Source organism: uncultured Campylobacter sp., from assembly GCF_938031315.1.
Classification (GTDB): Bacteria; Campylobacterota; Campylobacteria; order Campylobacterales; family Campylobacteraceae; genus Campylobacter_B.
The window spans coordinates 1-2663 of record NZ_CALHHT010000349.1; the positions used below are offsets into that span (position 1 = coordinate 1).

3 protein-coding genes are annotated in these 2663 nt (G+C 54.3%); all 3 read left to right on the forward strand.

All coding sequences use genetic code 11. From position 1 onward, the window contains the following. Nucleotides 1-606, forward strand: a 606-nt coding sequence (locus Q0236_RS08380; protein ID WP_297916847.1) for a F0F1 ATP synthase subunit gamma, incomplete at its 5' end; no start/stop codon positions are given. Further along, a complete protein-coding gene (locus Q0236_RS08385) occupies nt 606-896 on the forward strand; it encodes a hypothetical protein (RefSeq protein ID WP_297916849.1) in 291 nt (96 codons plus the stop codon). The genes Q0236_RS08380 and Q0236_RS08385, both read left to right, overlap by 1 nt. A 154-nt stretch (nt 897-1050) precedes the next feature. After that, on the forward strand, nt 1051-2663 hold a 1613-nt coding region (locus tag Q0236_RS08390), incomplete at its 3' end, for an ABC transporter ATP-binding protein (protein ID WP_297916851.1).

The window sequence follows — 2663 nt, forward strand, 5'->3', positions numbered from 1 at the left end:
ATGAGGGCCTTGGCCAAGAGCGGCATCAAGTCCTCGGTCATCACCTGTGGGCGCAAGCCAACGGAGTACTTCACGTACCGCAAGATCACCCCCGTCCTGTCCTTCGTCGGCATCTCTTCCGAACCCAACATGGACGAGGCAGATCGCATCGCCTCGTACGTGATGGACGCGTACACATCTGGCAAGACGGACCGTGTGATGCTCCTGTACTGGCATGCCAAGAACCGTGTCGACCAGACCCAGGTGACCGACCAGCTGCTTCCGATCACGCGCGAGCGGCTGATGATGCCCAACCGACCCCGTCACCTTGAGGCCATGTCCCAGGTCGAGCGCACTCGCGCTCCCGAGTACTCCTTCGAGCCCTCGGCGGCCGAGGTCATGGGCTATCTGATGCCGGCCTACTTCCGCACGGTCATCTTTCACGCCCTGCTCGACTCAGCAGCCGCCGAGCACGGCGCGCGGCGTCGCGCGATGCAGTCGGCGACCGACAACGCAAAAGAGGTGCTGGACTCCCTGAACCGAACCTACAACCGTGAACGTCAGGGCGCCATCACCACCGAGCTGAACGAGATCATCGGCGGTGCTTCCGCATTGGAGGACAACTAATGTCAGAAACCGCAGAGCAGACGCGCACCCCCCTCGAGGAGGCTGCCTACAACCACATGAACAGGAGCGTGGGCACGGGCACCATCGTCCGAGTTGTCGGTCCTGTCGTGGACGTCAAGTTCGATGGGCAGGTGCCGAGCATCTACACCGCCCTCACCGTGGATGACGACACCCCCGTCGGTAGGGTCCGCACCGTCCTCGAGGTGGAGTCCCAGCTTGCCGGAGGCGTCGTCCGCACGGTCGCCGCATGCGAGCGAGTTGATTTAGCGAGCTTGCGAAGCGCAAATTAGTCCCGCGCCGCTCCATAAATTTTGTGCTGCCTCGTGGCCGAAATTCTAAAATTTAAGGAATTTTGGAATTATAAATTTTGGGATTTCATAAATTTTGGAATTTCAGGAATTTTGGGATTTTAAATTTTAAAAATTTTATAAAAAAGGATAGCATTTGAACGGCTTTAAAACTTTACTATCGCGCTTTAAGCCCTATTTTAGGGATTATAAGCCGCAGTTTGCATTGGCGATTTTGGGTATGGTGATGACGAGCGTGGCGACTGCTGCGAGCGCGAAGCTGGTCGAGCCCGTTTTAAATAAAATTTTCGTCGAAAAAAACGAGCCGTATCTCTATACGCTTCCGATCGCGATCATCATGGTTTTCGCGATGAAAAGCGGCGGCGCGTTTATGCAAAACTACTTCACAGCCTTCATCGGTCAAGACACGGTGCGCCGCTTCCGTGATAGGCTCGTCGCAAGCCTCGTGCGGCTGGACGTGGATTTTTTCAACCGCTTCCGCACGGGCGAGCTCATCAGCCGCACGATCAACGACATCGAGCGTATCCGCGTCGTGGTTTCGAATATGATCCCCGATTTTTTCACGCAGATCATTACGATTTTGGGACTTTTGGGCGTCGTGATCTATCAGAGCCCAAAGCTTTCGTTTTTCGCGCTCGTGGTCTTTCCGTGCGCGATATATCCGCTCTCGCGCCTTGCGAAGCGGATGAAAAAAATTTCCCGCGAGTCTCAAGAGAAAACCTCCGATATCTCCTCGGCGCTCAGCCAAATTTACTCCAACATCGAAATCGTCAAGGCAAGTAACGCCGAGAGCTTTGAAGTGGAGAAATTTAACGCCGAAAACAAGAAATTTTTCGGTCTAAATTTAAAGGCGGTCGTAACGGCGTGCCTGGTAAGCCCGATCATGGAGATGCTGGGCGCCGTGGGCATCGCCGTGGTGATCATCGTCGGAGGGCAGGAGGTCATCGCGGGTCAAATGAGCATCGGCAGCTTTTTTAGCTTCCTTACGGCGCTTTTTATGGTCTACACCCCGATAAAAAAGGTCTCATCGCTCTACAACAACATGCAAGACGCCATCGCAGCAAGCGAGCGGACGTTTGAGCTCATAGATTTGGAGCCTACGATCGTCGGAGGCGGAAAGCAGATGGGCGAAATAGGCTCGGTGAGCTTTTGCGACGTGTCGCTAAACTACGGCGACAAGGCGGCGCTGAAAGACATAAGCTTCAGCGTCAAAAAGGGCGAAATTTTAGCGCTCGTCGGAAACAGCGGCGGCGGCAAAAGCTCGGTCGTGAACCTACTGATGCGCTTTTACGACGCAAGCAGCGGTAAAATTTTATTCAACGGCAACGACGAGATCGGCGAGTTTAGCATCCCTAGCCTGCGCGAAAATATCGGCCTCGTAAGCCAGCGCGTCTATATTTTCAACGACACGATCGCGCAAAACGTAAGCTACGGCGCGGAATTTAACGAGCAGCGCGTCATAGAAGCGCTGAAGCTCGCCAACGCCTATGAGTTCGTAAGCTCCATGAAGGATGGAATTTACACCGTGCTTAGCGAGTTCGGCGCAAATCTTAGCGGCGGGCAGCGCCAGCGTATCGCCATCGCGCGCGCGCTGTATAAGGACCCGCAAATTTTAATATTCGACGAGGCGACTTCGGCGCTGGATAACGCAAGCGAAAAGGAGATCTCAAACGTCATCGAAAAGATCAAACAAAGCAAAATCGTCTTTGTAATCGCCCACCGCCTCTCCACGATCGAGCGCGCCGATAA

Coding starts and splice junctions, on each gene's coding strand:
- Q0236_RS08385 (WP_297916849.1), top strand. CDS start 606: ATGTCAGAAACCGCAGAGCAGACGCGCACCCCCCTCGAGGAGGCTGCC.